This is a genomic window from Dickeya poaceiphila (assembly GCF_007858975.2).
In the GTDB taxonomy this organism is placed as follows: domain Bacteria; phylum Pseudomonadota; class Gammaproteobacteria; order Enterobacterales; family Enterobacteriaceae; genus Dickeya; species Dickeya poaceiphila.
The window spans coordinates 1,781,235-1,807,239 of sequence record NZ_CP042220.2; the positions used below are offsets into that span (position 1 = coordinate 1,781,235).

Annotated in this window: 24 protein-coding genes; 10 read left to right on the top strand and 14 right to left on the bottom strand. The window is 55.8% G+C overall.

The features are described 5' to 3' along the window. Positions 1–2: 2 nt before the first annotated feature. The 3 genes from lapB to yciH all read left to right on the top strand — a co-directional run bounded on the left by lapB (position 3) and on the right by yciH (position 2,412). Entirely contained in the window at positions 3–1,172 is a 1,170-nt protein-coding gene (lapB, locus tag Dpoa569_RS07985) for a lipopolysaccharide assembly protein LapB (RefSeq protein ID WP_042871033.1), read from the top strand. Positions 1,173–1,312: 140 nt separating this feature from the next. Continuing rightward, positions 1,313–2,086, top strand: a complete 774-nt coding sequence (gene pyrF, locus Dpoa569_RS07990; RefSeq protein ID WP_227983205.1) for an orotidine-5'-phosphate decarboxylase — start codon at positions 1,313–1,315, stop codon at positions 2,084–2,086. Beyond that, positions 2,086–2,412, top strand: a complete 327-nt coding sequence (gene yciH, locus Dpoa569_RS07995) for a stress response translation initiation inhibitor YciH (protein WP_042871031.1) — start codon at positions 2,086–2,088, stop codon at positions 2,410–2,412. The genes pyrF and yciH overlap by 1 nt, the downstream gene beginning before the upstream one ends. Positions 2,413–2,493: 81 nt before the next feature. On the opposite strand, the gene osmB is transcribed toward yciH, so the two are convergent. Next, positions 2,494–2,709 carry an osmotically-inducible lipoprotein OsmB gene (osmB, locus tag Dpoa569_RS08000; RefSeq protein ID WP_042871029.1) on the bottom strand — a complete coding sequence of 72 codons (216 nt, stop codon included), beginning with the start codon at positions 2,707–2,709 and terminating at the stop codon, positions 2,494–2,496. Positions 2,710–3,039: 330 nt separating this feature from the next. Between osmB and araD the strand changes: the two genes are divergently transcribed. Both araD and kdgT read left to right on the top strand, forming a co-directional pair. Further along, positions 3,040–3,735: an L-ribulose-5-phosphate 4-epimerase gene (araD, locus tag Dpoa569_RS08005; RefSeq protein WP_042871026.1), complete on the top strand. Its 696-nt coding sequence runs from the start codon at positions 3,040–3,042 to the stop codon at positions 3,733–3,735. A gap of 415 nt (positions 3,736–4,150) precedes the next feature. Further along, entirely contained in the window at positions 4,151–5,167 is a 1,017-nt protein-coding gene (gene kdgT, locus Dpoa569_RS08010; protein ID WP_042871024.1) for a 2-keto-3-deoxygluconate transporter, read from the top strand. 75 nt (positions 5,168–5,242) lie between these two features. Here kdgT and Dpoa569_RS08015 read toward each other — a convergent pair whose 3' ends face one another. The 13 genes from Dpoa569_RS08015 to pspF form a co-directional block, all read right to left on the bottom strand. Then, positions 5,243–7,309, bottom strand: a complete 2,067-nt coding sequence (locus tag Dpoa569_RS08015; RefSeq protein WP_042871023.1) for a carbon starvation CstA family protein — start codon at positions 7,307–7,309, stop codon at positions 5,243–5,245. Between the two features lie 482 nt (positions 7,310–7,791). After that, entirely contained in the window at positions 7,792–8,709 is a 918-nt protein-coding gene (locus tag Dpoa569_RS08020) for an aldo/keto reductase (protein WP_042871021.1), read from the bottom strand. Between the two features lie 95 nt (positions 8,710–8,804). After that, the gene (locus tag Dpoa569_RS08025) at positions 8,805–10,736 is read right to left on the bottom strand and encodes an exoribonuclease II (protein ID WP_042871019.1); all 1,932 of its coding nucleotides are present in this window, start codon (positions 10,734–10,736) and stop codon (positions 8,805–8,807) included. Between the two features lie 140 nt (positions 10,737–10,876). Next, positions 10,877–11,350, bottom strand: coding sequence for a DUF2335 domain-containing protein (locus tag Dpoa569_RS08030; RefSeq protein ID WP_042871017.1), 474 nt, complete (start codon positions 11,348–11,350; stop codon positions 10,877–10,879). Then, complete coding sequence (locus Dpoa569_RS08035; protein WP_042871015.1) at positions 11,337–11,543, bottom strand: hypothetical protein; 207 nt, start codon at positions 11,541–11,543, stop codon at positions 11,337–11,339. The genes Dpoa569_RS08030 and Dpoa569_RS08035 overlap by 14 nt, the downstream gene beginning before the upstream one ends. A gap of 184 nt (positions 11,544–11,727) precedes the next feature. Beyond that, positions 11,728–14,037: an FdhF/YdeP family oxidoreductase gene (locus Dpoa569_RS08040; RefSeq protein ID WP_042871013.1), complete on the bottom strand. Its 2,310-nt coding sequence runs from the start codon at positions 14,035–14,037 to the stop codon at positions 11,728–11,730. Positions 14,038–14,276: 239 nt separating this feature from the next. Next, on the bottom strand, positions 14,277–15,068 hold the full coding sequence (gene fabI, locus Dpoa569_RS08045; protein WP_042871011.1) for an enoyl-ACP reductase FabI: 792 nt from the start codon (positions 15,066–15,068) through the stop codon (positions 14,277–14,279). Between the two features lie 183 nt (positions 15,069–15,251). Beyond that, positions 15,252–16,067 (bottom strand): putrescine export ABC transporter ATP-binding protein SapF, encoded by an 816-nt coding sequence (gene sapF, locus Dpoa569_RS08050; RefSeq protein ID WP_042871009.1) that lies wholly within the window; start codon positions 16,065–16,067, stop codon positions 15,252–15,254. Then, the gene (sapD, locus tag Dpoa569_RS08055; protein ID WP_042871007.1) at positions 16,067–17,059 is read right to left on the bottom strand and encodes a putrescine export ABC transporter ATP-binding protein SapD; all 993 of its coding nucleotides are present in this window, start codon (positions 17,057–17,059) and stop codon (positions 16,067–16,069) included. The genes sapF and sapD overlap by 1 nt, the downstream gene beginning before the upstream one ends. A 15-nt stretch (positions 17,060–17,074) precedes the next feature. Continuing rightward, positions 17,075–17,965, bottom strand: a complete 891-nt coding sequence (gene sapC, locus Dpoa569_RS08060; RefSeq protein WP_042871005.1) for a putrescine export ABC transporter permease SapC — start codon at positions 17,963–17,965, stop codon at positions 17,075–17,077. Continuing rightward, positions 17,952–18,917: a putrescine export ABC transporter permease SapB gene (sapB, locus tag Dpoa569_RS08065; protein WP_042871004.1), complete on the bottom strand. Its 966-nt coding sequence runs from the start codon at positions 18,915–18,917 to the stop codon at positions 17,952–17,954. Before sapB ends, sapC begins: the two co-directional genes overlap by 14 nt. Further along, positions 18,914–20,614, bottom strand: a complete 1,701-nt coding sequence (gene sapA, locus Dpoa569_RS08070) for an ABC transporter substrate-binding protein SapA (RefSeq protein ID WP_042871002.1) — start codon at positions 20,612–20,614, stop codon at positions 18,914–18,916. Before sapA ends, sapB begins: the two co-directional genes overlap by 4 nt. Positions 20,615–20,769: 155 nt before the next feature. Next, positions 20,770–21,777: a phage shock protein operon transcriptional activator gene (gene pspF / locus Dpoa569_RS08075; protein WP_042870999.1), complete on the bottom strand. Its 1,008-nt coding sequence runs from the start codon at positions 21,775–21,777 to the stop codon at positions 20,770–20,772. 219 nt (positions 21,778–21,996) lie between these two features. On the opposite strand from pspF, the gene pspA reads away from it, so the two are divergent. The 5 genes from pspA to Dpoa569_RS08100 all read left to right on the top strand — a co-directional run bounded on the left by pspA (position 21,997) and on the right by Dpoa569_RS08100 (position 25,931). After that, entirely contained in the window at positions 21,997–22,662 is a 666-nt protein-coding gene (gene pspA / locus Dpoa569_RS08080) for a phage shock protein PspA (protein ID WP_042870997.1), read from the top strand. Positions 22,663–22,725: 63 nt separating this feature from the next. Next, positions 22,726–22,953 carry an envelope stress response membrane protein PspB gene (pspB, locus tag Dpoa569_RS08085; RefSeq protein WP_042870994.1) on the top strand — a complete coding sequence of 76 codons (228 nt, stop codon included), beginning with the start codon at positions 22,726–22,728 and terminating at the stop codon, positions 22,951–22,953. After that, the gene (gene pspC, locus Dpoa569_RS08090; protein WP_042870992.1) at positions 22,953–23,312 is read left to right on the top strand and encodes an envelope stress response membrane protein PspC; all 360 of its coding nucleotides are present in this window, start codon (positions 22,953–22,955) and stop codon (positions 23,310–23,312) included. Before pspB ends, pspC begins: the two co-directional genes overlap by 1 nt. A gap of 139 nt (positions 23,313–23,451) precedes the next feature. After that, positions 23,452–24,867 carry a YcjX family GTP-binding protein gene (locus tag Dpoa569_RS08095; RefSeq protein WP_042870990.1) on the top strand — a complete coding sequence of 472 codons (1,416 nt, stop codon included), beginning with the start codon at positions 23,452–23,454 and terminating at the stop codon, positions 24,865–24,867. Then, positions 24,864–25,931: a YcjF family protein gene (locus Dpoa569_RS08100; protein ID WP_042870988.1), complete on the top strand. Its 1,068-nt coding sequence runs from the start codon at positions 24,864–24,866 to the stop codon at positions 25,929–25,931. Before Dpoa569_RS08095 ends, Dpoa569_RS08100 begins: the two co-directional genes overlap by 4 nt. Positions 25,932–26,005 lie beyond the last annotated feature (74 nt).

The following is a 26,005-nucleotide window of genomic DNA, read 5'->3' on the forward strand; positions in this document are numbered from 1 at the left end:
CCATGCTAGAACTGCTGTTTCTGTTGCTGCCGGTTGCCGCCGCCTATGGCTGGTATATGGGCCGCAGGAGCGCGCAGCAGGACAAACAGGACGAAACCAACCGTCTGTCGCGCGATTATGTCACCGGGGTGAATTTCCTGCTTTCTAATCAGCAGGATAAGGCGGTCGAACTGTTCCTCGACATGCTGAAAGATGACAGCAATACCTTTGAAGCTCACCTGACTCTGGGGAATCTGTTTCGCTCGCGCGGCGAGGTGGACCGCGCGATTCGTATCCATCAGGCGTTGACCGAAAGCGCTTCCCTTAGTTTTGAACAACGCCTGCTGGCGGTACAGCAATTAGGGCGAGATTACATGATTGCCGGTCTGTATGACCGCGCCGAAGGCATTTTCAAGCAACTGGTGGATGAAGAAGACTTTCGTGCCAGCGCCTTGCAGCAACTGATGCAGATTCACCAGTCCACCAGCGACTGGCCGAATGCTATCGATGCCGCTGAAAAATTGGTCAAACTGGGCAAAACGCAGCTACGCAGCGAGATTGCTCATTTCTATTGTGAACAGGCGCTGCAGGCGATGGGCAGCGATGATCTCGACAAAGCCATGGTGATGCTGAAAAAAGCGTCTGCGACTGATAACCAATGCGCCCGTGTATCTATCATGCTGGGGCGTATTTATATGGCACAGCAGAATTATGCCCAGGCTGTTGCGGTGCTGCAGCAGGTTCTGGAGCAGGATACTGAACTGGTCAGCGAAGCCCTGCCGATGTTGCAGGAGTGCTACCGCCACTTGCAGCAGCCGGATGGTTGGGCGGCATTTTTGCGCCGCTGTGTTGAAGAAAAAAGTGGTTCTACTGCGGATCTTATGATGGCTGATGTGCTGGAACAGTATGAAAGTACCGAGTCTGCACAAAATTACGTAACCCGCCAGTTGCAGCGCCATCCCACCATGCGGGTATTCCACCGCTTGATCGACTACCATCTGCGTGAAGCGGAAGATGGCCGCGCCAAAGAGAGCCTGCTGGTGCTGCGTAACATGGTTGGTGAGCAAATTCAGGCCAAACCACGCTATCGCTGTCATAAGTGCGGCTTCACTTCCCAATCGCTCTACTGGCATTGCCCGTCGTGCCGGTCCTGGGACAGCGTAAAACCTATTCGTGGGCTGGACGGGGAGTAGTCCGATTGGTGCCATTCGTCACGGGTGATTCGTGGATGGAATTAGTTACAACATACTATTGTTTGCTGACTTCATGCACAGGTCAGGCAATGGCGCAGTTTGGCATTTACCAGCAGGGGCGGGTAGAATGCGCGGCGGAAATGATTAACTCACTCAGGCTTAACGACGGGAGCGCACCAGTGAACGGCTCAGATACTTCTTCAAACACCACGGCTACAGGTTCTCCGATTGTTGTTGCGCTGGATTACGCTGAGCAGCGTGCCGCTTACGAGTTTGTTGATCGCATCGACCCAAAAGACTGTCGGTTAAAAGTCGGTAAAGAGATGTTCACGTTGTTCGGGCCGCAACTGGTCAACGATCTGCAACAACGTGGTTTTGAGGTGTTTCTGGACCTTAAGTTTCATGATATTCCCAATACCACCGCCAGAGCTGTGGCCGCTGCGGCGGATCTGGGTGTGTGGATGGTGAATGTGCACGCCAGCGGCGGTACTCGCATGATGACGGCGGCGCGTGAAGCGCTGATACCGTTTGGCAACAACGCGCCGTTACTGATAGCGGTGACGGTGCTGACCAGCATGGATGAAGCGGACCTGCAAGGGTTGGGAATTAGCCTGTCGCCAGCAGAACAGGCGGAAAAACTGGCTCGTCTGACGCAACAGTGCGGTTTGGATGGCGTGGTTTGCTCCGCTCATGAAGCTGTGCGGTTAAAGCAGGTTTGCGGTGCGGATTTTCGGTTGGTTACTCCGGGTATTCGTCCGGCGGGCAGCGATGCAGGCGATCAGCGGCGGATCATGACGCCGCAGCAGGCGCAACAGGCTGGTGTGGATTATATGGTGATTGGCCGTCCGATTACCCAGTCCGCTGATCCGGCCCAGACCCTGAAAACGATTCTGGCTTCGCTGGGGGGAAAATAATGCGTGATGATAACAGCCGCCTGGTGTATTCCACTGAGATCGGGCGTATTGACGAACCAGCACAGAAAGCGGCGCGCCCTAAGGGCGACGGCATTGTACGCATTCAGCGTCAGACCAGTGGGCGTAAGGGAAAAGGCGTATGTCTGATTACCGGCGTCGATCTGGATGACTCGGCGCTGGAAGCGCTGGCAGCAGAACTGAAAAAGAAGTGCGGTTGCGGTGGTGCGCTGAAGGATGGCGTGATCGAAATCCAGGGCGACAAACGTGATCAGCTTAAGCAGTTGCTGGAAGCCAGGGGCATGAAGGTCAAGCTGGCCGGGGGCTAAGTGACACCTTGCCAGCGTCGGTGGCGGAAGAGTAAAAACAGCACAGGCTCCTGAGGGAGCCTGTTTATTTAGTGGAGCCTGTTATTTAGTAGTCTGGTGGCCAATGATGCCCCCTACTGCTGCGCCGCCAACAGTGCCGAGCGCGCTGCCGTTAGTCAATACCGCACCACCAAGCGCGCCAATACCGGCGCCAATAGCAGTATTGCGCTGACGTTTATTCATGCCTGCGCAGCCTGCCAGTGTGCTCACTACCACCATAGCCAGCACAGCTGTTGTAAATTTTTTATTGATTTTCATGGTTTTTCTCCTGTTGTTCAGGTTTCACGGCGGTATGTTATCTCCACCATGAAGCATCTTGTTGTCACAGTAGTGTGATGAGTACATTGCTATGACGCGCTGTGTATATCTGGCTGCCAGTATAATTATCGGCGGGGGGGATAACAGGTGAAAAACTCTTAATTCACAGTAAGCTGGTGATATTACACCGCCTTGTTATCAACATCGGCGTGTCGCCGTGCTCCCTTTCCCATCGTCCCAGCAGAACTCAGCCTGTTTTTCAGCCATTCAGCCCATACCTGTGTTGGTAACCCAACGTGAGAATAAGGCAAATACACAGGAGGGCGGACGATGTTGGAAGAGTTGAAAATTCAGGTGCTTGAAGCCAATCTGGCTTTACCCCGGCATCAACTGGTGACCTTCACCTGGGGGAACGTGAGCGCAGTGGATCGTGAGCGTGGACTGATGGTGATTAAACCCTCAGGTGTAGAGTACGACGTAATGACCGTGCAGGATATGGTGGTAGTGGAGGTGGAAACAGGGCGGGTCGTCGAGGGGCAGCGTAAACCGTCTTCTGATACCGACACCCATCGTGCGTTGTATCTGGCTTTTACATCGTTAGGCGGTATTGTCCATACCCATTCCCGACATGCCACCATCTGGGCACAGGCGGGTAAAGATTTACCGCCGTGGGGCACCACCCATGCTGATTATTTCTACGGACCTATCCCCTGTACGCGACTGATGACTGAAGCGGAAATCAATGGTTGCTACGAGTGGGAAACCGGGCAGGTGATTGTTGATACCTTCCGTGAGCGTGGCTTGTCGCCACAGGATATCCCGGCGGTACTGGTTAATGCGCACGGCCCGTTTGCCTGGGGAACCGACGCACATAACGCGGTACATAATGCGGTGGTGCTGGAAGAGATTGCCTACATGGGGATTTTCTCGCGCCAGTTGACTCCGGCGCTGGAACCAATGCAATCGGTACTGCTGGATAAGCACTACCTGCGCAAACATGGTAAGAACGCGTACTACGGACAGTGAGTCAGATAAGTTCGTTAACATCGGCTGGCGGACGTTACACTATCTTCATCATCCATTTTAATTTCATCATCATGTTCATGGGGCTGGATGCCTGCCATTCACCCCATTTATACATAAATAAAATAATCATTCTGTAAAAATAGAAATCTCGTTTTATTTGCTTACAGATCTTCACGTCTATCCCTCTGTTAAGTGACTACCTTCAGCAATGAGAAGTAAGCGGTGCGTGCGTGTCCCCCTTGGGTGTCGTTTTCTTCATCGTCAATGCTGACGAGGTCTATGCATGGGTGTGGCACCGTCTGACCTTCGGGTGGGCTGGACGGCTATTACTCCATCATGATGAGGGGCGTCATGTTGGCTGGCGTCTGTATTGCTCATAGGTTCTGTCCCCACCTTTTTCAGGCAAATCAATCCTATGCGTATCAAACGTTTTATCGAAAAGATTCCGGGTGGCATGATGCTGGTGCCGTTGTTTCTCGGTGCGCTTTGCCATACCTTTGCGCCGGGGGCGGGCAAGTATTTCGGGTCCTTTACCAATGGTTTGATCACTGGCACGGTACCGATTTTGGCGGTGTGGTTCTTCTGTATGGGAGCATCGATTCGGCTGAGTGCCACCGGAACGGTGTTGCGTAAGTCCGGCACGCTGGTCGTGACGAAAATTGCCGTGGCCTGGGTGGTTGCGGCAGTTGCCGTGCGTATTCTGCCGGAAAACGGGGTTGAAGCAGGGTTTTTTGCCGGGTTATCCACGCTGGCGCTGGTGGCCGCCATGGACATGACCAACGGTGGGTTGTATGCCTCGATCATGCAACAGTATGGCACCAAAGAGGAGTCGGGGGCGTTTGTGCTGATGTCGCTGGAGTCCGGTCCACTGATGACCATGGTGATTCTTGACACCGCTGGCATTACGTCGTTCGAGCCGCATATGTTTATCGGTGCGATGATGCCGTTTTTGGTGGGGTTTGTGTTGGGGAATCTGGATTCAGAACTGCGCGACTTTTTTAGCCGTTCGGTACAGACGCTAATTCCATTTTTAGCCTTTGCACTCGGTAATACTATCGATCTGCACGTAATCGGTCAGACCGGGTTGTTGGGGATAATGCTGGGGTTGGCAGTGATCATTATTACCGGTATTCCGCTAATGGTAGCGGACAAAGTGCTGGGAGGCGGCGACGGTACCGCGGGTATTGCCGCATCCAGCTCAGCGGGCGCGGCGGTAGCGACGCCCGTGCTGATCGCGGAAATGGTCCCGGCGTTTAAACCGGTGGCACCGGCGGCAACCACATTGGTAGCAGCATCGGTGATTGTGACATCCACTCTGGTACCGATTATCACGGCGATGTGGTCAAAACGCATCAAAGGCGGAGATGGCACCGTGCCGCAGCACGATGTGGCGCAAAAGACGCTGGAACAGCAGCAGACAGCGCATCATTAAATGCACATCACGCCTCTGTGCAAAAGAAGAGGCGTGATGGCCGATAATGGAACATTCGGCTTATCGGCGTGGTGGTCAGCCGTTATGCGCTTTTTCACGCCACGCCACCGCTGTTTCGTGCGTGGTAGGTTTGTCGTTGTACAACGCCTGGCGGATAGCGAAGATCGCAGCAACCAGCATGGTGACGGCGACCAGCATAAAGAAGCCGCACAGGATGGCATTGATCTGGTTGCTAAACACAATGGTCGCCATATCCTGCATGTTTTTCGCCGGGGCGATCAACGTGCCGGATTCGATACCCGCCGAGAAACGTTTGGCCTGCGCCAGAAAACCGATACTGGGTTTTTCATGGAAAATTTTCTGCCAGCCGGCGGTCATCGAGGTGATAAACAGCCAGACAGTAGGCAGTATGGTCACCCAGGCGTAGCGCTGCTTCTTCATTTTGAACAACACGACTGTGCCGAGAATCAGCGCCATGGAGGCCAGCATCTGGTTGCCGATGCCAAACAGCGGCCACAACGTATTGATCCCGCCCAGCGGATCGATAACGCCCTGATAAACAAAAAAGCCCCAGCCTGCCACCGCCACGGTGGTTCCGGCCAGATTGCCCAGCCAGGAGTGGCTTTTGCCCATGCCCGGCACCACCAGCCCCGCCAGATCCTGCACCATAAACCGGCAGGCGCGGGTGCCGGCGTCAACGGCAGTCAGAATAAACAGCGCTTCGAACAGAATGGCAAAGTGGTACCAGAACGCCATCATGGCCCGGCTGTTAAAGATGTCGGTGATGATATGTGCCATGCCGACGGCGAAGGTCGGCGCGCCGCCAGCACGGGACAAAATCGAGGTTTCACCCACATCTTTGGCGATATTCGTCAGGTCAGACGGCGTAATGACGAAGCCCCAATTGCTGATCACCTGCGCGGCGTTTTCTACCGTGGTACCAATCAGCGCAGCGGGGGCATTCATGGCGAAGTAGACGCCGGGGTCGATCACCGAGGCGCAAATCAGCGCCATGATCGCGACAAAGGACTCCATCAGCATCGCGCCGTAACCGATGAAACGGATATGGCTTTCGCGTTCCACCAGCTTGGGCGTAGTACCGCTGGATACCAGCGCGTGGAAGCCAGAGATAGCGCCGCAGGCGATAGTGATGAACAGGAACGGGAACAGGCTGCCGGAAAATACCGGCCCACTGCCGTCGATAAAGCGCGAAACCGCGGGCATTTTCAGCTCCGGCATCGCAAACAGGATACCGATAGCCAGCCCGACGATGACGCCGATCTTCAGGAACGTGGACAGGTAATCACGCGGCGCCAGCAACAGCCAGACCGGCAGTACTGAGGCAACGAATCCGTAAATCACCAGTACCCAGGTCAAGGTGGTGCCTTTCAGGGTAAAGAACGGTCCCCAATAAGGGTCGGCAGCGATGTCGCCACCGTAGACTATCGCCATCATCATCAGTACGAAGCCGATAAGCGAGACTTCGGCTATTTTGCCCGGTCGCAGAAAGCGCATGTAGACGCCCATGAACAGCGCAATCGGGATGGTGGAAGCGATGGTGAACATTCCCCACGGACTGTTGGTCAAGGCCTTGACCACGACCAGCGCCAGTGCCGACAGGATGATGATCATCACGCCCAGCGCCCCCAACATGGTCACCACCCCGGCGAAGGAACCCAATTCCTGACGCGCCATTTCGCCCAATGAGCGGCCATCACGCCGGGTGGCGATGAACAGCACCAGAAAATCCTGCACTGCACCGGCCAGCATCACGCCAATCAGAATCCATAACGTCCCTGGCAGAAAGCCCATCTGCGCTGCCAGAATCGGCCCTACCAGCGGGCCAGCACCGGCGATGGCGGCAAAGTGATGACCGAATAACACCCACTTATTGGTGGGGACGTAATCCAGCCCGTCATTATGACGTTCGGCTGGGGTCAGGCGACGATCATCCAGTTCAAACACCCGGCGAGCAATAAACAAACTGTAGAAGCGGTAGGCGATGCTGTAACAGGCGATGGCTGCGATCACCAGCCAGACGGCATTCACATGCTCCCCTTGGCTCAGCGCCAGCATGGCGAACGCCACGGCACCCGCTATGGCTATAGCTATCCAGATCGACATGCTTTTGATGGTTTTCATCTCACTGACTCCTGACTGGTTGTCATTCCCGGTCGCTGGCAATCCTGACTGGCTGTAAAGACGTTGCCTTACGGCGCAGCGGATAAACGCGAGATATATAAACACCGGGACATCAATAAACGGCGTGATGGCAATAAGCAACGCGATGGCGAAAACAATGCAATGCCAGTAAAAAACGTAATGCCAGTAAAAAACGCAATACCAGTAAAAAACATAGTGCAGCGGTGAGTCAGCGTCGGTGCCAACAAGATAAAAATGTGAACAAAGTTATATTTCTGTTATGAAAAACTTTTTATCTGGCTTTTGTAGCAGTAAGGCAGACTGATGAATGGTCATGAAATCTGATGCGGATACAAAGGGAATCGTTATCATCGGGACAGAGGTGTGCTGCTACGTGGAAAAGCGTACCACGATGTGGAAAGGTATGCCGCGACGCGGAATAAGAATAAATAGGGTGGCCCGGCGAACGCCGGGCGGGGGAATCAAGGCAGTTTGTTGCCAGCTGCACGGTAGATTTCGTACCACTCTTCGCGGCTGATACGCAGTTCAGAGGCGGTGACGATATCTTGCAGGCGCTGTGGGTCCATGCTGCCAACAATCACCTGCATATTGGCTGGGTGACGCAGAATCCAGGCGACAGCGAGAGCGGTGGTGGACACGCCATGTTGGCTGGCGATGTGCTTCAGGGTTGCGTTCAGTTGTGGGAATTTGTCGTTATCCACAAACACGCCGTCAAAAAAACCATACTGGAACGGCGACCATGCCTGAATGGTCATCCCCTGTAAACGGCTGTATTCCAGCACCATACCATCGTGATGAAGCGACGGCGCATGGGCCATATTGACGTTGAGACCTGCGTCGATCATCGGTGTGTGCATGATGCTGAACTGCAACTGATTGGCGAGCAAGGGCTGGCGCACTGCGGTTTTCAGTAATTCAACCTGCAACGGTGCCTGATTGCTGACGCCAAAATGGCGCACTTTACCACTGGCTTCCAACTGATCAAACGCGGCGGCGACTTCATCCGGTTCGCACAGCGTATCCGGACGGTGCAGCAGCAAAGTGTCGAGATAATCGGTGTTCAGGCGTTTCAGGCAGCCTTCGACCGAGGCGATGATGTGTGCTGTGGAGAAATCGAAAAAGCCGGGGCGGATACCGCATTTGCTTTGGATAATCAGCTTGTCACGGGCGATGCCTGCCTGACGCACTGCTGTGGCAAACATCTCTTCGGAACGTCCACCACCATAGATATCGGCATGATCAAAGAAATCGACCCCGACGTCGAGCGCCGTCTGCAACAATGTTACCGCTTCCTGCTGCGTTTTTCCCGCCAGCCGCATACAACCCAGAGCAATATTCGGGACTGACAGGGTGCTTTTGCCTAGTGTGATTCTTTTCATGTTCACATCTCCTTCATGCATGTTGCTATGTAGGGTAAGGAAGAACGGGGGTAAAAAAACGCCACCCGGCTGGGTGGCGTCATATTGGGTGTGAATCAGGCCGCCGGTTTGGCGATAATGCTGCGAGTTTCGAGTCGCACTTCAGTTAACACGACTGTCAGGGTATCGCTCTGGCGGTAGACCGGTTCGCCTTTCACCGTCACGATGCCGGTGTCCTGGCTGCACACCAGCTCGTCGCGCACCGCGTGAATGAACGATGCCGGAATAAACGCGGTAGCGCCGTTTTCCAGCAAACGTACACGCAGCCCACCGCGATTAACGTCCAGAATTTCGGCGCTAAAGCGGGTATCGGTGCCGGCCTTGCCTTTCAGGAAACGGGCATACAGCCAATCGCTGACGTCACGTTCCGCCATGCGATTGAGACGGCGGCGTTCGGCCAGTTGCAGCGTCACGTCATCCTGCGGTTTTTCTGCTGAATGGTGGGTGATGATCGCTTTCAGCAATCGGTGGTTGACCATATCGCCGTATTTGCGGATCGGCGAGGTCCAGGTGGCGTAAGCCTCCAGGCCAAGACCGAAGTGCGGACCGGGCACGGTGCTGATTTCCGCAAACGTCTGGAAGCGGCGAATGCGACTGTCGAGGAACTGGGTCGGCTGAGCGTCCAGTTCGCGGCGCAGAATGCAAAAGCCGTCCAGCGTCAGCAACTGTTGGGCATCGGCATGAATACCGTTGCTTTCCAGTACCGCCACGGCTTGATCGATGTTAACCGGGTCGAAGCCGTTGTGGACGTTGTAAATACCGAAGCCCAGCGTGTCACGCAGCACCTGTGCTGCACAGACGTTAGCGGCGATCATCGCTTCTTCTACGATGCGGTTAGCGATGCGGCGCGGTTCAGTAACGATATCCAGCACTTCGCCGTTTTCACCCAGCAGGAAGCGATAATCCGGACGGTCGCGGAACACCAGCGCGTGGGTGGCGCGCCAGGCGCTGCGAGCCTGACACACGCGGTGCAGCAGGCGGATCTGGCTGGCGATGTTGTCGCTATCCGGTTGCCAGTCGCCCTGTTGCTCCAGCCAGTCAGACACCTCGTCGTAGACCAGCTTGGCGCGTGATTCGATCCAAGCGGCAAAGAACTGAGTCTGGCTCAGTGCGCCATCGGCGGCGACGGTCATGCGGCAGGCCAGCACAGGGCGGCGCTCGTTCGGGCGCAGCGAACAGATGTCGTCCGACAACTGGCGTGGCAGCATCGGGATATTAAAGCCGGGCAGGTAGTTGGTGAACGCGCGCTGGCGAGCAATGGCGTCCAGTTCGCTGTCGGCGCGTACGTAGGCAGTCGGGTCAGCTATCGCCACCGTCATCTCCAGCGTGCCGTCGCCGTTGTCCTGCACATACAGTGCGTCGTCCATATCTTCGGTGCTGGCGCTATCGATGGTGACAAAATCCAGCCCGGTCAGGTCTTCGCGTTCCAGCGTGCCGTCATCGAGATCGGCGGCGTCAGCGTTTGGCGCTTCACGTTCCAGATTATGGCGCGACAGCGTCACCCACCATGGCGCCAGCGGATCATCACCGGTGGTGATGTATTGAGTGAGATCAGCAAAAAAACCGCGGTCGCCTTTCAATGGATGACGACGCATTTCCGCGACCGCCCAGTCACCGTCTTTAAAGTCATGTTCGACCCCACGCGCCGGGCGGCAGGGAATCGCGTCTTTCAGCAGCGGGTGATCGGGCACGATAGACAAGCGGTCATCTTTTTTCTGCACCCGACCGACAAAACGGGTCAGGAACGGCTCTACCAGTGATTCCGGTTCCGCAATTTCACGCTCTTTCTCGGTGTGCAACGTAGCGATAATGCGGTCGCCGTGCATCACTTTCTTCATGTGCGGCGGCGGGATGAAATAGCTCTTCTGCGCGTCGGCTTCAAGAAAACCGAATCCTTTGTCGGTGGCTTTAACGATGCCTTCCGCTCGTGGCGTCTGAGAGTGGAGTTGCTGTTTAAGCTGCGCAAGCAGCGGGTTATCTTGAAACATAGCGTCCAGAATTGCGGTTAATAGTGGCTTTAGCGGCAGACAGTTTTACGCGAATCGGCTGCTGGCGGCAAGCGTTGCTACAATGAACAGCCTGCACAAAGCCGACATGTTCGAACTGAGTCTTGGGGAAGGCTGGTAGATTATTCGTTGTTGTTGGCAGGACGATATCGTCCGATAACAAATACCGACGCCAGCCCGATTAAATCAAGCGTGATTAACGTACCGGCAAACACCATTTCGCCTTTCCAGGCAAAAAAAGTCGCGATCGCCAGAATAGTCATGGTAATGGCAAATGCCATCCATTGCCCACGTTTGTCTCTGCTTATCTCGCCGTCAAGGCCTTTTTCAGTGATACGATGGCGATGTGCTTGCTCTCGCTCGCTTTTCGCCATGATCCGTTCAGCGCCGTTGGGCACGATATCATCGTACTCCTTCAGCATTTCTGGAGGGGGAAGCGGTCCGCGAAAAAATGTGGATGAAACGATGGCTTTGATCTGTGGCCTGGCAAGCAGGCGTTCAAGGAATACCGGGTTTTCAATCAGCGTAGACTCGACCTTTTCGGCAAGTGCCTGTGCTTCTTCATTTTCCCTATTCTCTGCATCAGCGTTTTGCAATACCTGATTCAATTCCTTTTTTTCTTCCGTATGCATTCATCGCTACTCTTAGGTCGTCACCTATGGCTTGAAAATCGCTGGCCATTCTCTGCGCATCACTTTGCTTGTTGATGTCTGCCAGATAGTCTGTCGCTGGCATCAGATCTAAAATGCTGCCGGCGGCACGAAGATACCTACGGGTTGCCTTCAACATGTTTTATCTCCCTGGGACCAACACTGATTACCTTCTTCTGAGTTAATCTTACTTGAGTATGGCACGGTTGCAAATAACGACTAAGCAATCTGTTGTCGCAGTTTAAGGGCATCAGGTCTGGCACCCGTTGTGGATAGGATGATGGATTAAGCCGGGCGCGCAAAGAACCCGCCCGGCTAACGTATCAGGCAATACGTTGCAGCGCTGTGGCGTCACTGGGGGTGACGCGTACCGGCACCGATTTGGATGTTGGCGTGAACGTGCTTTCGCCATAGCTGGACAGTGGCACCAGCGGATTGGTTTCCGGGTAGTAGGCTGCCAGATTGCCGCGTGGGATATCGTAGCTCACCAGCCGGAAACCGGTGACTTTTCGCTCGATATGGTCATGCCACAGGGTTTCGATATCCACCCGGTCGCCGTCCTGTAATCCGAGCGCGGCAATGTCTTCCGGGTGCATAAACAGCACGTCGCGCTGGCCGTACACGCCACGGTAGCGGTCATCCAGCCCATAAATCGTGGTGTTGTACTGGTCGTGGGAACGCAATGTTTGCAGCGTGAACGGCGCGGGCGCATCGCCGTAAACCGGTACTACGCTATCCGGCAACGGCGCAGCGCTGAAAGCGGCTTTACCGGTAGCGGTATTGAAACGGTACGCTGCCGCTGCGTTGCCGAGCCAGAAACCGCCCGGTTCCGCACAACGTTGGTTGAAATCGGCGAAACCCGGCAGGGTGGCGGCGATGTGATCGCGGATCAGATTATAGTCGGCTGCCAGCGCCAGCCAGTCGAGATGATCGCGCCCCAGCACCGCGTGGGCAATTCCCGCTACGATGGCGGTTTCCGAGCGTTGTTGATCCGACAACGGCGGGCTGATGCCTTCTGAGGCGTGTACCATGCTGAATGAATCTTCGACGGTGACAAACTGTGGGCCGCTGGCCTGCATATCCTGCTCGGTGCGGCCCAGTGTCGGCAGAATCAATGTATCGCGCTGCGCGGTAATCAGGTGGCTGCGGTTGAGCTTGGTGCTGATATGCACCGCCAGGCCGCAGCGGCTGAGAGCCTGTGTGGTGCGTTCGGTATCCGGCGCGGCGGCGGCCAGGTTGCCGCCCAGGGCAATCAATACCCGTACTTCGTCGCGCAGCATCGCCTCCAGCGCCTGTACGGTGTTGTGGCCGTAGCTGCGCGGCGGAGTAAAACCGAAGTGACGTGCCAGACTATCGAGCAGTGCGTCAGACGGTTTCTCATCAATCCCCATGGTGCGGTTACCCTGCACATTACTATGGCCCCGCACCGGGCACAGACCCGCTCCCGGTTTGCCTAGCTGGCCGAACAGCAGTTGCAGGTTGACGATTTCCCGCACTGTTGCCACCGAATGCCGATGCTGGGTGATCCCCATCGCCCAGGTGCAGATAACCCGTTCAGAACGCTGGTAAATACTGGCGACGTAGCGAAGTTGCGCTTCGCTCAGCCCGGATTGCTGCACGATGTTATCCCATGAAGTGGCATCCACCTGTTGCAGATACGCCGCTACGCCATCGGTATGCTGGTTGATGAACGTTTGATCGAACAATCCGGCTTCGCCCACCGCCAGCCGCTGGCGATGGGTTTCCAGCAAGGCTTTCACCATGCCGCGTACTGCTGCCATGTCGCCGCCCAGATGGGGTTGCAGGTAGGTTTCACTGATGGCTCCGGACAGCGGCGTCAGCAGTTCCAGCGGATTTTGCGGGTTAGCAAAACGTTCCAGACCACGCTCGCGCAAGGTGTTAAACGCCACGATATGCGCGCCGCGATCAGCCGCATGGCGCAGGCTGTGCAACATGCGGGGGTGGTTGGTGCCGGGATTCTGGCCGAACACGAAAATCGCGTCGGCATGTTCGAAATCCTGTAATCGCACGGTGCCTTTACCAACACCGATACTCTGTTTTAGCCCGGTGCCGCTGGCTTCATGGCACATGTTGGAGCAGTCGGGGAAATTGTTGGTGCCGACCATACGCCCGAACAGTTGATACAGGTAAGACGCTTCGTTACTGGTTCGGCCAGAGGTATAAAGCGCCATCTGATCCGGATGGTCCAGTGCATGAATATGACGGGCGATCAGCGCGAACGCTTCATTCCAGCTAACTGGCACATAGTGGTCGCTGTGATGATCGTAACGCAGTGGATGCGTCAGCCGACCCTGATATTCAAGAAAATAGTCGCTCTGGCGGCGTAATGTGCTGACGCTGTGCCCGGCGAAAAAGTCCGGCCCGGCGGCTTTGCGGGTCGCTTCCCAACTGACTGCCTTGGCGCCGTTTTCACAAAAACTAAAGGTGCTGCTGTTGTCGTCTCCCCAGGCACAACCGGGGCAGTCGAATCCTTTACTTTTGTTGACTCGCATCAAATTGCGGATATTTTTCAGCGCTTGTTTGCTGTCCAGTACAAAACGCGTGGTGGCTTTGAGAGAACCCCAACCGCCTGCAGCGGCGCGATATGGCTTAATCGTGGATTTAAATTTCATGATTGATTGCGCAGGTGATGATGTTTTAGGTATGTAAAAATTTTTTTAAATCTTTACTTGCTAAGTAAGAGTGTAAATGCAGCAAATCAGGAAAGCACTAGCCAGCAAAGGCATAACCAGAAAAGCAATAACGAAATCCGAAAAGGTAACAACAGGGAAAGAGAAGCAGGCAGGGATGATGAGGGATGCGAATGGCTGAAACCCTGTGCCGGACAACCGCCCGGCACAGCGCGACGAGATTAATCGTCCAGTTCCAGCTCGTTCATCGCGGCGATGTTGAAGCCGCCGTCAACGTGCAGGATTTCGCCGGAAATACCGGCAGCCAGGTCGGAACACATGAACGCGGCGGCATTGCCCACGTCTTCAATGGTGACCACGCGGCGGATCGGGGTGACCGCTTCGCAGTGAGACAGCATCTTCTTGAAGTTTTTGATGCCGGAAGCAGCCAACGTGCGGATCGGACCCGCAGAAACCGCGTTGACGCGTATGCCGTCACGACCCAAGGCGTTGGCCATGTAACGCACGTTAGCTTCCAGCGAGGCTTTAGCCAGGCCCATGACGTTATAGTTCGGAATGGCGCGCTCAGCACCCAGATAGGACAGGGTGATCAGGCCGGAATTCGGGTTCAGCATGGCGCGGCAGGCTTTTGCCATCGCCACAAAGCTGTAGGCGCTGATGTCGTGAGCGATGGAGAAACCTTCGCGGGTGACGGCATTGACGTAGTCGCCATCCAACTGGTCGCCCGGTGCGTAAGCGATGGAATGCACGAAACCATCAAATTTAGGCCAGACTTTTGCCAGTTCTGCGAACAGTGCGTCAATGCTGGCATCTTCTGCCACATCACAGGGTAACACGATGCTCGAACCAAACTCTTTGGCAAACTCATCCACACGCGGCTTCAGCTTGTCGTTCTGGTAGGTGAACGCCAGTTCTGCACCTTCACGATGCATTGCCTGTGCGATACCGTATGCAATGGAGCGGTTGCTGGCAACGCCCGTTACCAGAATGCGCTTACCGTTAAGAAAACCCATGGCAGTATCCTTGTGATCATTGTTACTGCGATCATTGTCAATAAAAATAATTATTTACCATGATCGATGTGAATAAACTGGGCGATTCTAGCATGTATGGTGCCCCCAGGGGTACTCCAACCACTAAGCGGCGCTTTGTGCTATTGTGCCGTGTCATCACCTGTTGTGGTCTATTTCGAAAAATCAGGTGTGGCCGTTGTCGCGTCGCCAGGCATCGGCGCTCAGCGCTTCGCCAAAGTGACTGGCGATCAGGCGTTTGGTCAGGTCGTGCAGCGGAGACGCCAGCACATCGGCAGTACTACCGCGTTCGACGACTTCGCCAGCCTGCATCACCAAAATCTGGTCGCTGATGTGTTTCATCATGCCCAGATGCTGGGTGACATAAATATAGGAGATGCCGTGTTTTTCCTGCAATTCCAGCATCAGATTGATGATCTGCGACCGTACCGACATGTCCAGCGATGCCAGCACTTCATCTGCCACGATCACTTTGGGTTGCAGAATCAGTGCGCGCGCCAGTCCAATACGTTGCTTCTGCCCCGGTGCCAGTGCGTGCGGGTAATAGGTGGCGTGATCGGCACGCAGGCCAACCTGGCGTAACGCCAGATTAATCGCTTTTTCCCGTTGTTGCGGCGTTAGATCGGTATTGAGTCGCAGCGGTAATTCCAGTAATTGACCAATGCGCTGGCGCGGGTTGAGCGAATTGGCAGAGTCCTGAAAGATCATACGAACGCGCTGACTCCGGTAGTGATAATCACCGAAAGTCAGCGGATGGTCGTCGATCACCAGTTCGCCGGACGTGGGGGGAATCACACCGGTCAGCATCTTGGCCAGCGTGGATTTGCCCGAACCGTTTTCACCGATGATCGCCAACGTTTGCCGTTCCCGCAGCGTAAAGCTCACCGATTTCACCGCTTCGACATGCTGGCGGCGAAACCAACCGGTACGGTAGCGGAACGTTTTGGTGAGATTACGGGCTTCCAGCAGGGTTTCCACCATCAGGATTCCTCCATGTTGAGTGGGAAGTGGCAGGCGTACCAGTGGTTTCTCACTGGGATGAGCGGCGGCGCCGCCATGCACTGTTTTTGTGAATAGGGGCAACGTGGTCCCAGCCTGCATCCTACCGGTAAGTGTGCCAGCGACGGAATCGCCCCCGGCAGCGCGTTAAGACGGCTTTTGTGCGGCAGCGAGCGGCCAAAATCCGGCATGGCGCGGATCAGCGCCTGGGTGTAAGGGTGATGCGGTGCGCTGATCAATTCATCGCTGACGGCGCTTTCCACCGTCTGGCCGCAATACAGCACGTTGATGCGGTCCGCCCATTTGCTCATGGTTTGCAAATCGTGACTGATCAGCAAAATCGTGGTGTTGTTGTTCTGATTGAGCCGGGAAAGCAGGCGGAAAATTTGTGCCTGCGTGGTGGCTTCCATCGCGTTGGTCGGTTCGTCGGCAATCAGCAGCCGGGGTTGGTTGGCGAGCGCAATAGCGATCATCACCTTCTGGCATTCCCCCTCGGTTAATTCGTAGGGGTAGCTGCGCATAATGTCTTTATGATCCTTAATGCCGACGCGGTGCAGCAGTTCGATGGCGCGGCGTTTGCGCCAGTTGAAACGTTGCCACCAGCGGCCTTTGTAGGTCCAACCGGGGATGGATTGGATCAACTGACGACCAACGCGTGCCGAAGGGTCCAGACAGGACTGCGGTTCCTGAAAGATCATCGACATGTTGTGCCGCACCAGTTTGCGGCGCTGGGGGGGCGTGAGCTGTAGCATATCCACATCGTCAAAGCGGAAGCGGTCGGCGGTGATGCGCCAGTTTTCTTTATTGGTGCCGCAGATAGCCTTGGCGATCAGGCTCTTGCCGGAGCCTGACTCTCCCACCAGCCCGCGAATCTCGCCCTCGTTAAGGCTGATGCTGACGCGATCCACCGCTTTCACCGGGCCGTCCGGCGTGAGGAATTCAATGGTCAGATTACGAATTTCCAGTAATGCCATGGTGTTGTTTCATCACTATTCGGTTTGAGCGAGCAGGGCGCGGCGGATGCCATCTCCCAGCAGATTGACGATCAGTACGCTGACCGTGATGGCTGTACCGGGCAGCATGACCGTCCAGGGGGCGGCGTACACCAGTTCCAGCGAATTTCCCAGCAGCACGCCCCATTCGGTGGTAGGCAATTGCGCACCCAGATTAAGAAAGCCTAGCGCGGCGATGTCCAGAATGGCGATGGAGAGCGCGCGGGTGATCTCGCTGACCAGCACCGGCAAAATATTGGGTACCACGGCATACCAGACAATGTAGAGCGTGGAGGCGCCGTCCAGCCGGGCAGCGGTGACGTACTCTTTTTCCAGTTCGTCGTGCACCGCGGTATAGATGGTATGCACCATGCGTGGCAGCAGCGCCATCCACACCGCCAGCATGGCGTGCGACAACTGTGGGCCGATAAAGGCGATCACCACCATTGCCAACAGCAGCGAAGGAATTGACAGCAACGGGTCAAGAATGTGGTTCAAAACGGCGGAACGCAGGCCATGGGTGACCCCGGCCAGCAGCCCCAGCAAAATACCGACCAGCGTCGCGGCCAGGGTAACCAGCAGCGCCGAGCCGAATGTCGGGGCGGTGCCGCTCAGCAAGCGGCTCAACAGGTCGCGCCCCAGATCATCGGTGCCGAGAAAAAACGACACTTCGCCATAGCGTGACCAGGACGGCGGCAGCAACTGATAACCAAGAAACTGTTGGTCCAACGCGTAGGGTGCCAGCGTGTTGCCAAACAGGCATAACCCCAACAGGAGCAGAAAGCCATAGAAACCGACCATCGCCATGCGGTCCTGACGGAACACATTCCAGCTATCGCTCCAGCGGCTGGGGAGGGCTTTCTCACCATAGATGTTATCGGAGTGCATACCATTCCTTATGTTTCAGCGGGTTTGCCATGGCGCCCCAGATATCAGACAACACGTTAATGGTGATCACCAGCGCGCCGACCACCATCACGCCGGCGGAAATCGCCGCGAAATCCTGCTGACGGATGGCATTGACCAGCCAGCGGCCAATGCCCGGCCAGTTAAACACCACTTCGGTGATCATCTCCAGCGTCAGCATGGTGGAAAACTGCAACCCCAGTTGTGGAATGATCGGCGGCAGTGCGTTATGCAGCAGGTGGCGACGAATCACGGTGGAACGCGACAGCCCGCGGATAATTGCCGCTTTGATGTAATTCTGTGTGCCGATATCGGTGGTGCTGATGCGCATCAGTCGGATCACTTCGGTCGTCGGCCCGACTGATAGCACCAATACCGGTAAAATCAGGTGCTGTATGGCACTGGCGATCATCTCTTCCCGGTAAGGCGAGTGGGACAGCCAGGCGTCTATCAGCGCGAACCCCGTCACCGGCGGCACCGGGTAAAGTAGATCGAAACGGCCTGAAACCGGCAACCAGCCCAGGTGCAGCGAAAAGAATAACGTCATCAGCAACGCCAGCCAAAACACCGGCAACGAAAAGCCCAGCAACGCCAGTGCGCTGATAATCCGATCAGCGGCTTTATGTTGCAGTACGCCGGTGGTGATGCCGAGCGGGATGCCCACCAGCAGCGACAGCGAAAACGCCAGCAGGCAAAGTTCGATGGTGGCGGGCAGCACATCTCGCAACTGTTCGCTAATTGGTTGTCCGTTGGTACTGGAGACGCCAAAGTCACCCTGCAACAGGCTAACAAAATAAAAGCGATAGGCGTCCAGGAACGCCGCGCCATTGAGCGGCGCGTGCGGGGTGTAATACATCAGGCTAAAGCCTATCAGCGAGAGCAGAAACAGCGTGACCAGTAACAATAACAAGCGGCGAAGGGTAAAGATAATCACGGTTGTTCTCCCTGGATCGGCGCGTTGGAAGACGGATCAACCGTGAGGTTATCCGGTTTTTCCTGATGACCATCATCACGATAGACGCCGGCGAAGGAAGAATTACCGAACGGGCTAAGCACCAGCCCTTTTATGTCGTAGCGATAGGCCTGCATCCGTAACGATGAAGCCAGCGGCAGCAGCGGCAACTGTTCAGACAGAATGTGGTGTGCCACCCGGTAGTATTCCATACGTCGGGACAGTTGTTGAGAAGAGAGCGCTTCCTGTAGCACCTGGTCGAAATCGGGGTCACACCAGTGGGCATAGTTAGTCTGGGAGCGGATAGCGGCGCAACTCAACAGTGGCCGGAATACGCTGTCCGGGTCGTTACTGTCGGTAGCCCAACCGGCGAGCGTCAGGTCGTGGTTCATCGCCATCAGGCGCGCTTCCTGAAAACGACCTTCCACCGGCATGATGGTGACCCGAATGCCCACCTGCGCCAGGTCGGCCTGAATCAACTCGGCGGTTTTGACCGGGCTGGGGTTGTAGGATTGAGATGCGCCTGGCACCCACAGCTGCAATTGCAAGCCGCGAATTCCCAGTTCTTTCAGTAACTGCCGCGCTTTATCCGGGTTGTATTCGGTGACTTGCGCTTCGTTGTCGTAGGCCCAGGAGGCGCGCGGCAGTATCGAGGCGGCGGTTTCTGCGGTGCCGTAGTAAATCGACTGCATCAGACGATCATTGTTGATAGCCAGCGCGATGGCGTGGCGCACACTGGGGTTGTCCAGCGGCGGTTTGCGCACGTTAAACGCCAGATAAGCGACGTTCATCCCCGGACGCAGCGACAACCGCAGGCGCGGGTCATTGCGCAGAATGGTTAGCTGGCTGGCGGCCGGATAAGCCAGTACGTCGCACTCGCCGGTCAACAGTTTAGACAGACGACCGGTGCCGCCGGAGCCGAGGTCTATCACGACTTGTTCCATACGCGGTTGGCCACGCCAGTAATCATCGTTGCGTTTCAGCCGTACATATTGCCCATAACGGTACTCATCCAGCCGGTAAGGGCCGGTGCCCACCGGTTGACGGTCAAGCAGTTCACGGCGGTCCTGCCGGGTCAGTTGCTCGGCATACTCCGCCGACAGAACCGGCGCATAGTGGGTGGCCAGATGCCACAGAAATGAGGCATCGGGGTTGTGCAGGCGGATTTCGATGCTGTAATCACCCAGTTTGCGAATACTTTGTACGTTATCCGCCAGTTGCAGGCTGTCGAAATAAGGGTATTCGCCGCCGTTGACGTCATGAAATCGGTGCTTTTTATCCAGCATACGTTTGAAACTGAATAACACATCGTCGGCATTCATCATGCGGCTGGGGGTAAACCAGGCCGTCTGTTGGAATGGCACGTCACGACGCAGAGTAAAGCGGTAGGTGGCGCCGTTGTCGGTCACGTCCCAGTGTTGCGCCAGCTCCGGCATCAACCGGTAGGTGTATGGATCGACGCCCAGCAGACGATCATAGAGTTGGGCGGCCAGCGTATCCACCATCAGCCCACTGCGGGCCATCTGGGGATTGAAGGTATTCAGCACGTCATTAACGCAATAGACAAAACCGCTGTGGCGGATGGTTTGCGCCGGCATCGGGCTTACGGTCGGCGTTTGTGCCATAACGGGCTGCGCCAACCAGGCCAGCGCCAGTATGAGAATGTGTTTTCCGGACATACGGTTTTTTTCAGACAATCGGCAATACACAGAGTGTACCGCACTCTGCCATTCCACCCAATTTCTTACGTTTGTCTGCCGGTTTTTTCTACAAACTGCATATCCCGGTGGTTTTAGTCTATGTACATTCATATAACTACAAGTCGCGTATAGGGTTATTCGCTGACGCCAATCGCATGTTTCTTTAACAAGCCGCGAAACTGGTGATAGGTGAGTGCCAGCAATCCGGCCGCTTTGCGCTGATTAAATTGTGCCTGAGCGAGCGCCTGCTCGACCAATTGTCGCTCCTGATGGTGCTGCCAGTCGCGTAGCTTCAATGGCAGGAGTGGCAAGGCATTAAAGGCATCAGAAGAAAGCGCAGGCTGTTCGTTCACAGACGGGGCTGCGGCCAGTGGCTTAAATGGATTAAGGATGATGTTGTCCAGCGGTTCATTGGTACGACCATGGCGGTATAACGAACGCTCCACCACATTCTTTAGCTCGCGGATATTACCCGGCCAGGCGTAATCCAGCAGCGTGTTTTCTGCCTGCTGGCTAAAGCCGGGGAACAGTGACAACCCCAGTTCCCGACACATCTGCACTGCGAAATGTTGCGCCAGCAGCATGATGTCCTGCTGGCGTTGGCGCAATGGCGGCAGGTGCACCACATCGAACGCCAGCCGGTCAAGCAGGTCGGCGCGGAACTTGCCTTGCGCCGCCAGAGCGGGCAGGTCTTCGTTGGTGGCGCACACCAGTCGGACATCCACCTGTAGCGGCTGCCCGCCGCCCACGCGCTCCAGCACGCCGTATTCGATCACCCGTAACAGTTTTTCCTGTACCAGCATCGGTGCCGTGGCCAGTTCGTCCAGAAACAAGGTGCCGCCGTCGGCGCGCTCAAAACGCCCCAGGTGGCGCTTCTGTGCGCCGGTAAACGCGCCGGCTTCATGACCGAATAGCTCTGAATCCAGCAGGTTTTCATTCAGCGCGGCGCAGTTGAGCGAAATAAACGGCCCTTGCCAGCGTGGCGACAGGTAATGCAGGCGGCTGGCAATCAGCTCCTTACCGGTGCCCCGTTCGCCAATAACCAGTACCGGTTTGCTGAGTTGCGCCAGTTGCGATACCTGTTCCAACACTTCCAGAAAGCTATTGGCTTCCCCCAGTAGTGATTCTTGTTCATGTGCCATGATATCACCATGTATTTTTCACTACTTATTAGTCAATTTGACCATATCAAAGATGACGCAAGCTGTATATTCAAATGATAAATTTATTATTTATCAATGCATTAATACTATTCCGAAAGCTGGCACGGTATTTGATTATGTTAAGGCGTCATCAGGCAACGGCTGATGGAGACAACGAACCGGGCGTCGCAGACGCCGGAAATCACTGAGGAGTAGAGTATGGGTATTTTTTCCCGTTTTGCCGACATCGTAAATGCCAATATCAATGCGTTGCTGGATAAAGCTGAAGACCCGCAAAAATTGGTGCGGCTGATGATTCAGGAAATGGAAGATACACTGGTTGAAGTACGTTCTACCTCTGCCCGTGCGCTGGCGGAAAAGAAACAGCTGGTTCGGCGTATTGAGCAAGCCCGCGCACAGCAGCACGAGTGGCAGGAAAAAGCGGAACTGGCGTTGCGACGCGAGCGTGAGGAACTGGCTCGTGCCGCGTTAGTGGAAAAACAGAAGCTGACGGAACTGGTGACGGTGCTGGAGCAGGAAGTCACGGCGGTGGAAGAGACGCTGGATCGCCTGAAACGGGAAATCGGTGAGCTGGAAAATAAGCTGACCGAAACCCGTGCTCGCCAGCAGGCGCTGACGCTGCGTCACCAAGCCGCCAGTTCATCCCGCGATATCCGTCGCCAGCTCGACAGCGGTAAACTGGATGAAGCGATGGCTCGCTTTGAGCAGTTTGAACGCCGCATTGATACGCTTGAGGCGGAAGCGGAAAGTGTGGGACTGGGCAAACAGAAATCGCTGGAGCAACAGTTTGCCGAGTTGAAAACCAGTGATGAGATCGATGCGCAACTGGCGGCGCTGAAAGCGAAAGTAAAACCGGTGGAATAACCGCCATTGGCTGCCGTTACTGCGGCAGCTTTGCTGCATTACCATAATAATTAAGGAGAAAAAATGGGTGCTCTGGTAATGACAATGATCCCGCTGACGGTGTTTCTGCTGTTTGTCGCGCCGCTGTGGCTGTGGTTGCATTACAGCCAGCGTCGCCGTGCGCCGCAGTGGGATCAGGCCGAATTGCAACGGCTGGCTCGGTTAACGGAGGACGCACAGCGTATGCGTGATCGGATTGAGGCGCTGGAACAGATTCTGGATGCAGAACATCCCAATTGGAGGCAGTCCTGATGAACACCCGTTTTGAGCGAAAACTTTACCGCTTGCCGCAAGAGGGCATGATCAAGGGCGTGTGCGCCGGGCTGGCACGCTATTTCGATGTGCCGGTCAAATTGGTGCGCCTTATTGCTGTCCTGTCGATTTTCTTCGGCCTGTTCCTGATTACGGTCGTTGGCTACGTTATTCTCAGTTTTGTGTTGGAGCCAGCGTCGCCGGAGGAATATCAATCTGCTAATGATGAGGTTTCGCCACACACGCTGTTGGATCAGGCCGACGCGATACTGCGTGGCAGCGAACAGCGGTTGCGCGACATTGAGCGCTATATCACGTCGGATACCTACGGCGTGCGCAGTAAGTTCCGCCAACTGTAATCACTCCGCCAGCCATGAGCTGGCCTGTCTCTCAGGGCGGGGTTCGCTATCGAATCCCGTTCATCATGCTTTTGATGATTGCGCGATAATCCGGTTATCGTCTGCAAAGGCGATTGGCAGAACAATGAACAGGAGCGTCATGACTTATTCCCTTCCTCTTAGCCGGTTACAGAATGAGTTGAGTGCGCTGGTTAATCGTAGCGCTGACCGTCATCTGAGGCTGGCGGTCACTGGTCTGAGCCGCAGCGGTAAAACGGCTTTTATTACCTCATTGGTCAATCAGTTGCTGAATGTTCAGCACGGTGCGCGATTGCCGTTGTTTTCGGTGGCGCGTGAAAACCGGTTGTTGGGCGCGCGTCGCATTCCTCAGCGGGATCTGGATATTGCGCGCTTTGCCTATGACGAAGGTATCGCCGCGTTGTACGGCGTGCCGCCGGCCTGGCCGACGCCGACGCGCGGCGTGAGCGAAATCAGGCTGGCATTGCGTTACCGTTCCCGCGACAGCCTGCTGCGCCACTTCCGTGATGCCGCCACGCTGTATCTGGAAATTGTCGATTATCCCGGCGAATGGCTGCTGGACTTGCCGCTGCTGGAACAGCGCTACCTAGACTGGTCACGACAGATGACCTCGCTGTTACAAGGTGACCGGTTGCACTGGGCGCAACCCTGGCTGGCGCTATGCAAGGGGTTGGACCCGCTGGCGCCGGCGGATGAAAACCGGTTGGCGACAATTACCCAGGCATACACCGACTACCTGTTGCGGTGTAAACAAGAAGGGCTGCATTTTATTCAACCGGGGCGCTTTGTTTTACCGGGCGATCTGGCCGGTGCGCCGGTGTTGCAGTTCTTTCCCTGGCCTTACCCTGATGAACGGCTGGACGCCGTGCTGGCGCAAGCCGGCGATCACACCCTGATTGGCATGTTGCGTCAGCGATTTGATTATTACTGCCAGCATGTGGTGCGTGAGTTTTATCGTCAGCACTTTGTGCGTTTTGACAGGCAAATCGTTCTGGTGGATTGTTTGCGCTCACTCAACCACGGTGCACAGTCGTTTAACGACATGCGGCTGGCGTTGACCCAACTGATGCAGAGCTTTCACTACGGCAAGCGCACCCTGTTGCGCCGGTTGTTTTCGCCTTGTATTGACCGGCTGATGTTCGCTGCCAGCCAGTCTGACCATATCACTGCCGATCAGCACGCCAATCTGGTGTCGCTGTTGCAGCAACTGGTGCAGGAAGCCTGGCGCAATGTGGCGTTTGAAGGCATTGAGATCGACTGTGCGGGTATTGCTTCTGTGCAGGCGACGCAGAGCGGCGTGGTATCGCATCAGGGGCAATCGTTGCCCGCCTTGCGCGGTAATCGGCTGACGGACGGCGAGCCGATTACCTTGTATCCCGGCGATGTTCCGGCGCGGTTGCCGGACCCTGCCTTCTGGCGCCAGCAAGGGTTCCGTTTTGAACAATTTCGTCCGCTGGACATGCAGGCGGATGTGCCGTTGCCGCATATTCGTATGGATACGGTGATGGAGTTTTTACTGGGAGACAAATTGCGATGAACGAACCGCTAAAACCTCGCATTACCTTTAATAATACGCCGCTTGAGCCCGTTTGTGCGCCGTTGCGTCCATCGATGGCGTTTGACGGCAATGACGAGCAACACTTTGTGCCGACAGCCGATGTCGAAGCTGACGAGGGTGAAAGGGCTGAGCAACTGGTCAGCGATGCGCTGCGCCCACGACGTAGCGTGTGGCGTCGAATGCTGGGAGCGGGTGTGGCACTGTTGGGTGCCAGCGCGCTGGCGCAAGGTGGGCGTTCGCTGTATCAGGCCTGGGTCAGTCAGGACTGGATTGCACTCAGTGGCGTTGCAGCGGGTATTCTGATTATTGGCGCTGGGGTGGGATCGCTGGTAGTCGAATGGCGCAGGTTGTATCGGTTACGCCAGCGAGCAGAAGCGCGTGATCGGGCGCGGGAATTGCTCAATAGCCAGGGTACGGGGCGTGCCCGTGCTTTTTGTGAACATCTGGCCCGTCAGGCTGGGCTTGAGGCCGGGCATCCGGCACTGAAACGCTGGCAGGCATCACTGCATGATACCCATAATGACCGGGAGGTCATGGCACTATACGCGCATCTGGTGCAACCGGTGCTGGATGCCCAGGCGCGCCGTGAGATTAGCCGTTCCGCCGCCGAGTCGGCACTAATGATTGCTGTTAGTCCGTTGGCGTTGGCGGATATGGCGTTTATCGCCTGGCGTAACTTGCGGCTGGTCAACCGCATTGCACGGTTGTACGGCATCGAACTAGGCTATTTTAGTCGTATTCGCCTGTTCCGGCTGGTGCTGCTGAATGTGGCGTTTGCTGGTGCCAGCGAACTGGTGCGGGAAGTCGGCATGGACTGGATGTCGCAGGATGTGGCGGCACGTTTGTCGGCACGGGCGGCGCAAGGGCTGGGTGCCGGTTTATTGACGGCACGGTTAGGGGTTCGCGCGATGGAACTGTGCCGCCCGCTGCCGTGGCTGGATGGCGACAAACCCCGGTTGGGGGACTTTCGGCGTGAGCTGGTTAGCCTAATCCGGGTGAAAACGCAACCCGACTTTGCAGAGCAATCGGTAAAAAGAACATAGCTGCTCCTCCACAGGTTGTGCCTGATGTAACCAGATATATCGATATTTTGCTGATAATGGCGATAACCTATCGA